Consider the following 5,791-nt stretch of genomic DNA (forward strand, 5'->3'; position numbering starts at 1 on the left):
CCGCTCCCCCGCCCGCCCGTCGCCGCGCGCCCGACGCCGTCCGGCGACGCCGCACCGCAGGCGCCGGTCGTCCCGGTCCCGGCGGCGCTGAGCGCGGCGGAGGCCCAGGAGGCGGCGCGCTGGGGTCGCGTCGACGAGGACGGCACGGTGTACGTGCGCGAGGAGTCCGGCGAGCGGGTCGTGGGCCAGTACCCCGGCGCCGACCAGGCGGACGCACTGGCGTTCTACGTGCGCCGGTTCGCGGACCTGCACGCCAAGGTGCTCCTGCTGGAGACCCGGATGGCGACCGCCGACCTCGCCGTCAAGGAGATCGAGTCCACGCTGGACCACCTCACCGCCGAGCTCGCCGAGCCGGCCGCCGTGGGCGACCTGGACGGCCTGCGCCGTCGGCTCGAGGCGCTGCGTGGCGTCGCGGCCGAGCGCCGGGCCGAGGCGGACGCCCAGCGCGCCGCCGCGAAGCAGGCCGCGATCGAGTCGCGCACCGCCCTCGTGGAGGCCGCGGAGAAGATCGCGGGCACGGACCCCGAGCGGATCCAGTGGCGCCCCGCGGGCGAGCAGCTCCGCGCGCTCCTCGACGAGTGGAAGGACGCCCAGCGGCACGGTCCGCGGATCGACCGGGCCACCGAGGACGCGCTCTGGAAGCGTTTCAGCCACGCGCGGTCGACGTTCGACCGGGAGCGACGCCGGTTCTTCGCCGAGCTCGAGAAGCACAACTCGGCCGCCAAGTCCGAGAAGGCGGCGCTCGTCGCGGAGGCCGAGGCCCTCGCCACGAGCACCGACTGGGGCGCGACGTCGGCCGCCTACCGCGACCTCATGGCGCGCTGGAAGGCCGCCGGCCGGGCCAACCGCAAGGACGACGACGCCCTGTGGGCCCGCTTCCGCGCGGCGCAGGACCAGTTCTTCGCCGCGCGTGACGCCTCCCAGAAGGAGATCGACGCCGAGTTCGGCGCCAACCTCCAGGTGAAGCTCGCCCTGCTCGAGGAGGCCGAGCGCCTGGTCCCGGTCCGCGACCTGCCCGCGGCGCGTGCGGCGCTCCGCGACATCCAGGAGCGGTGGGAGCAGGCCGGCAAGGTTCCCCGCAACGACGTCCAGCGCGTCGAGGGCCGCCTGCGCGCCGTCGAGCAGGCGGTGCGCGAGGCGGAGAACGCCCAGTGGCAGCGCAGCAACCCCGAGACGCGCGCGCGTGCCGAGGGCGCCCTGGCGCAGCTCCAGGCCGCGATCGCCGGGCTCGAGGCCGACCTCGCGAAGGCCGAGGCCGCGGGCGACACGCGCAAGGTCGCCGACGCCCGTGCGGCGCTCGACGCGCGGCGCGCGTGGCTCGAGCAGGTCGAGCGCGCGGCGGCCGACTCCCGCTGACCCGCGGCGCCGAGGGGGGCCGAGGACGATCCGTCCCGGTCCCCCTCGGCAGCCGCCGTGGGCGAGAACCTGAGGGTCGCGCTGCGACCTAGCCGCGCGCCGGCAGCTCGGCGGCGCGCGAGCCCGTGAGCCGGTAGACGTCGAAGACGCCGTCGACCTTGCGCACGGCGGCCAGCACGGAGCTGAGGTGCGCCGGCTCGGCCATCTCGAACACGAAGCGCGAGAGCGCGACGCGGTCCCGCGACGTCGAGACCGTCGCCGAGAGGATGTTGACGTGGTGGTCCGACAGGACCCGCGTGACGTCGGACAGCAGCCGTGACCGGTCGAGGGCCTCGACCTGGATCTGCACGAGGAACAGCGTGCCCGTCCCCGTGTCCCACTCGACCTCGACGATGCGCTCGGGCTGGTTGCGCAGCCCTTCCACGTTGAGGCAGTCGGTGCGGTGGACGCTCACGCCGGCACCGCGCGTGACGAAGCCCACGATCTCGTCGCCCGGGACCGGCGTGCAGCACTTGGCGAGCTTGACCCAGATGTCGCTGACGCCCTTGACCACGACGCCGGCGTCCCCCGAGCGCGGGCGACGCTGGCTGCCCGGGCGGGTCGCCTCGGCGAGGTCCTCCTCGGTCCCGGACTCGCCGCCCATGGACTGCACCAGGCGGTGCACCACGGTCACGGCGGACGCCTGGCCCTCGCCGATCGCCGCGTACAGCGACGACACGTCGGCGAAGCGCATCTCGTTCGCGAGCGTCACGAGCGCCTCGTGCGTGAGCAGCCGCTGGATCGGCAGGTTCTGCTTGCGCATCGCCTTGGCGATCGCGTCCTTGCCGTGCTCGATCGCCTCCTCGCGGCGCTCCTTGGAGAACCACTGGCGGATCTTGTTGCGGGCACGCGGGCTCTTGACGAAGGTCATCCAGTCCCGGCTGGGACCGGCCGTCTCGGACTTGGACGTCAGGACGTCCACGACGTCGCCGTTGTCGAGCGTCGAGTCCAGCGGCACCAGGCGCCCGTTCACCCGCGCGCCCATGGTGCGGTGGCCGACCTCCGTGTGGACCGCGTAGGCGAAGTCGACCGGTGTGGACCCCGCGGGCAGCGCGATGACGTCGCCCTTGGGCGTGAAGACGAAGACCTCCTGGCCCCGGATCTCGAACCGGAGCGAGTCGAGGAACTCGGTCGGGTCGGCGGTCTCGCGCTGCCAGTCCACGAGCTGGCGCAGCCAGGCCATGTCGCTCGCCGCGTCGACCGCGCCGCCGGACTGCTTCGCGATCTCCTTGTACTTCCAGTGGGCCGCGACGCCGTACTCGGCGCGACGGTGCATCTCGTGCGTCCGGATCTGGATCTCGACCGGCTTGCCACCGGGCCCGATGACCGTCGTGTGCAGCGACTGGTACATGTTGAACTTGGGCATCGCGATGTAGTCCTTGAACCGGCCCGGCACCGGGTTCCACCGCGCGTGCAGCGCACCCAGCGCCGCGTAGCAGTCGCGGACCGAGTCGACCAGGACGCGCACGCCCACCAGGTCGTAGATGTCGGCGAAGTCGCGGCCCCGCACGATCATCTTCTGGTAGATCGAGTAGTAGTGCTTGGGCCGGCCGGTCACCGTCGACTTGATCTTCACCGCGCGCAGGTCGGCCGTGACCTGCTCGCGCACGACCGACAGGTACTCGTCGCGAGCCGGGGCCCGCTCGGCGACCAGGTGGACGATCTCCTCGTACACCTTCGGGTAGAGCGTCGCGAACGAGAGGTCCTCGAGCTCCCACTTGATCGTGTTCATGCCGAGCCGGTGCGCCAGGGGCGCGTAGATCTCGAGCGTCTCGCGCGCCTTGCGCTCGGCCGACGCCGCCGGCACGAAGCGCCAGGTCCGGGCGTTGTGCAGCCGGTCCGCGAGCTTGATGACGAGCACCCGGATGTCGCGCGACATCGCGACGACCATCTTGCGCACGGTCTCCGCCTGCGCGGCGTCGCCGTAGACGACCTTGTCGAGCTTGGTCACCCCGTCGACCAGCATCGCGATCTCCGGACCGAAGTCGGAGCACAGGTCGTCGAGCGAGTACTCGGTGTCCTCGACCGTGTCGTGGAGCAGGGCCGCCGCGAGGGTCGACGGCGTCATCCCGAGGTCCGCGAGGATCGTGGCGACGGCGACGGGATGGGTGATGTACGGGTCGCCGCTGCGCCGCACCTGGCCCCGGTGGGCCCGCTCCGCGACCGCGTAGGCGCGGTCGAGCACGCTGAGGTCGGCCTTGGGATGGTTGGCGCGGACCGCGAGCATGAGCGGCTCGAGCGCGGGCGAGCCCGCCGGCGTCCGGCTGCCGAAGCGCACCAGGCGCGAGCGGACACGGGACCCCGTGCCGGGCGTCTCGGGCGCCGGTCGGGGCGAGGCGTCGGGCACGGGCGCTGGCGCGGGCGTCACGGCCTCGCCCGCGGCGCGCGGCGGCACCGGTACCGGCTGCTCGGCCATCACGCCCTCCTCGTCCCGACGACGCCACCAAGTCTAGTTGGCCAGGGGCCGCGTGGCCGTCCGGCCGGCCTCGTCGCCCGCTGCTGGTGCAGGGCGCCGCGGTTCGTGCCGTCAGTAGGTCAGCAGGACGTCGATCTCGCGGCCCGGCAGCCGCTCGCGGCCGTGCAGGAAGGTCAGCTCCATGAGGAACGCGAGCCCGACGACGACGCCGCCCGCCTGCTCGAGGAGCTCGACGGTCGCAGCGGCCGTGCCGCCCGTGGCGAGCACGTCGTCGACCACGAGGATCCGCGCACCGAGCGGGATCGTGTCCGGGTGCACCTCGAGCACCGCGCTGCCGTACTCCAGGTCGTACGCGCTCGCCAGGGTCGCACGGGGCAGCTTGCCCGCCTTGCGGACCGGCACGAAGCCCGCCCCCAGCGCCACGGCGACCGGCGCGCCCACGATGAAGCCGCGGGCCTCCATCCCGACGACGAGGTCGATCGGTCCGGGAGCCTGGTGGGCCAGGTGCTCGACCACCGCGGCGAACGTGGCGCCGTCCGCGAGCAGCGGGGTGATGTCCTTGAACGTGACGCCGGGCTGCGGGTGGTCCACGACGTCCGTCACGAGAGCGGACGCCCGCTCCACGAGCGAGCGTCCCTCCTGCGGGGAGGTCCCGCTCACGGCTTGCGGCCCGCGGGCCGGTTCGGCTTGCGGCGCCGGGGCTGCGCGCTGTTGCCCAGGTGCCCGCCCGGGACGGGCGCGCCGACGTGGACCTTGACCGCCTCGGCGGGGTCCGCGTCCGCCGGCGCGGTCGCCTTGCGAGCCTCCAGCACACGCGCGGTGTGCTCGCGGATCGCCGGCTCCCGCTCGCGCAGGAAGACCTCGAACGGCGTGGCGATGAAGACCGACGAGAGCGTGCCGACGGACATGCCGATGAACAGCGCGAGGGCGATGTCGCGCAGCGTGCCCGCGCCGAGCAGGAAGGCGCCGATGAAGAGGATCGCCGAGACCGGCAGGAGCGCCACGACGGACGTGTTGATCGATCGCACGAGGGTCTGGTTCACCGCGAGGTTGGCGAGCTCCGCGTAGGTGTACCGGCGCTGCTCCAGCACCTTCTCGGTGTTCTCCCGCACCTTGTCGAAGACGACGACCGTGTCGTAGAGCGAGTACCCGAGGATCGTCAGGAACCCGATGACCGTCGCCGGGCTGACCTCCCAGCCGATGCCGGCGTAGACGCCCACGGTGATGATCAGGTCGTGCGCGAGCGCGAACAGGGCCGCGGCCGCCATGCGCCACGCACGGAAGTACAGCGTCATCACGACGGCGACCAGGAGCAGGAAGATCACGAGCCCCTGCACGGCCTTCGCGGTGACGTCGGCACCCCAGCTCGGTCCGACGAGCGACGTGCTCACGTCGCCGAGGGGGACGTCGTAGGCCTCGGCGAGACCGGAGGCGATCTCGTCCGCGACGTCCTGCTCCAGCTCGCCCGTCTGCACGCGGACGGAGGAGTCGCCGAGGCCGGAGACCCTGGGCACCTCCTCCGGGGCCACCTCGGCCACGACGTCGAGCGCGGGCTGCTGCTCGGTCGTCGCCGCGCCCGTGACGGTGAACTCCGCACCGCCGCTGAACTCGATGCTCGGGTTGATGCCGCGCACGAGCAGCAGCGCGATCGAGGCGAGGATGACGGCGCCGCCGATGGCGAGCCACCGCATGCGCCGCCCGACGATGTCGTACGAGCGCTTGCCGGTGTAGAGGTCGTTGCCCCACTGGGCCACGCGCGAGGGCATCAGGCGTCCTTCCGCTCGGTGCCGGCATCCGCCTGCGGGCCGTCGTCGCCGTCCGGCGGTGCCGTGCTGCTGTGCCCCGCGCCCGACGCACCGGCCGTGGCCGCGCGGCGCTCGGCCGCGCGACGCTCGGCGATGGTCATCCGGCGGCCCCCGGCCACGCCCACCGGCTCCCGGTCGTCGGCCGGCGTCGCGACGACGTCGTCGACCGCGGTCG

General features: G+C 73.4%; 5 protein-coding genes. 1 reads left to right on the plus strand and 4 read right to left on the minus strand.

Going from position 1 to position 5,791, the window contains the following annotated elements:
- Positions 1–1,356: DUF349 domain-containing protein (locus IDM29_RS14175; protein WP_188037673.1), on the plus strand; the 1,356-nt coding region annotated here is incomplete at its 5' end.
- A gap of 88 nt (positions 1,357–1,444) precedes the next feature.
- Here the strand turns inward: IDM29_RS14175 and IDM29_RS14180 are convergent.
- The 4 genes from IDM29_RS14180 to IDM29_RS14195 all read right to left on the minus strand — a co-directional run.
- Positions 1,445–3,811, minus strand: a complete 2,367-nt coding sequence (locus IDM29_RS14180; protein WP_188037674.1) for a bifunctional (p)ppGpp synthetase/guanosine-3',5'-bis(diphosphate) 3'-pyrophosphohydrolase — start codon at positions 3,809–3,811, stop codon at positions 1,445–1,447.
- A 111-nt stretch (positions 3,812–3,922) separates the two neighbouring features.
- On the minus strand, positions 3,923–4,471 hold the full coding sequence (locus IDM29_RS14185) for an adenine phosphoribosyltransferase (RefSeq protein WP_182111213.1): 549 nt from the start codon (positions 4,469–4,471) through the stop codon (positions 3,923–3,925).
- On the minus strand, positions 4,468–5,577 hold the full coding sequence (gene secF / locus IDM29_RS14190; protein ID WP_182111214.1) for a protein translocase subunit SecF: 1,110 nt from the start codon (positions 5,575–5,577) through the stop codon (positions 4,468–4,470). The genes IDM29_RS14185 and secF overlap by 4 nt, the downstream gene beginning before the upstream one ends.
- On the minus strand, positions 5,577–5,791 hold a 215-nt coding region (locus tag IDM29_RS14195), incomplete at its 5' end, for a hypothetical protein (RefSeq protein ID WP_188037675.1). The genes IDM29_RS14195 and secF, both read right to left, overlap by 1 nt.

Source organism: Actinotalea sp. JY-7885, from assembly GCF_014525465.1.
GTDB lineage: Bacteria > Actinomycetota > Actinomycetes > Actinomycetales > Cellulomonadaceae > Actinotalea.

Bases quoted from the DNA above. Each gene is read 5' to 3' on its own strand.
- IDM29_RS14180 (WP_188037674.1), bottom strand. From the start codon at position 3,811: ATGGCCGAGCAGCCGGTACCGGTGCCGCCGCGCGCCGCGGGCGAGGCC.
- secF (WP_182111214.1), bottom strand. From the start codon at position 5,577: ATGCCCTCGCGCGTGGCCCAGTGGGGCAACGACCTCTACACCGGCAAG.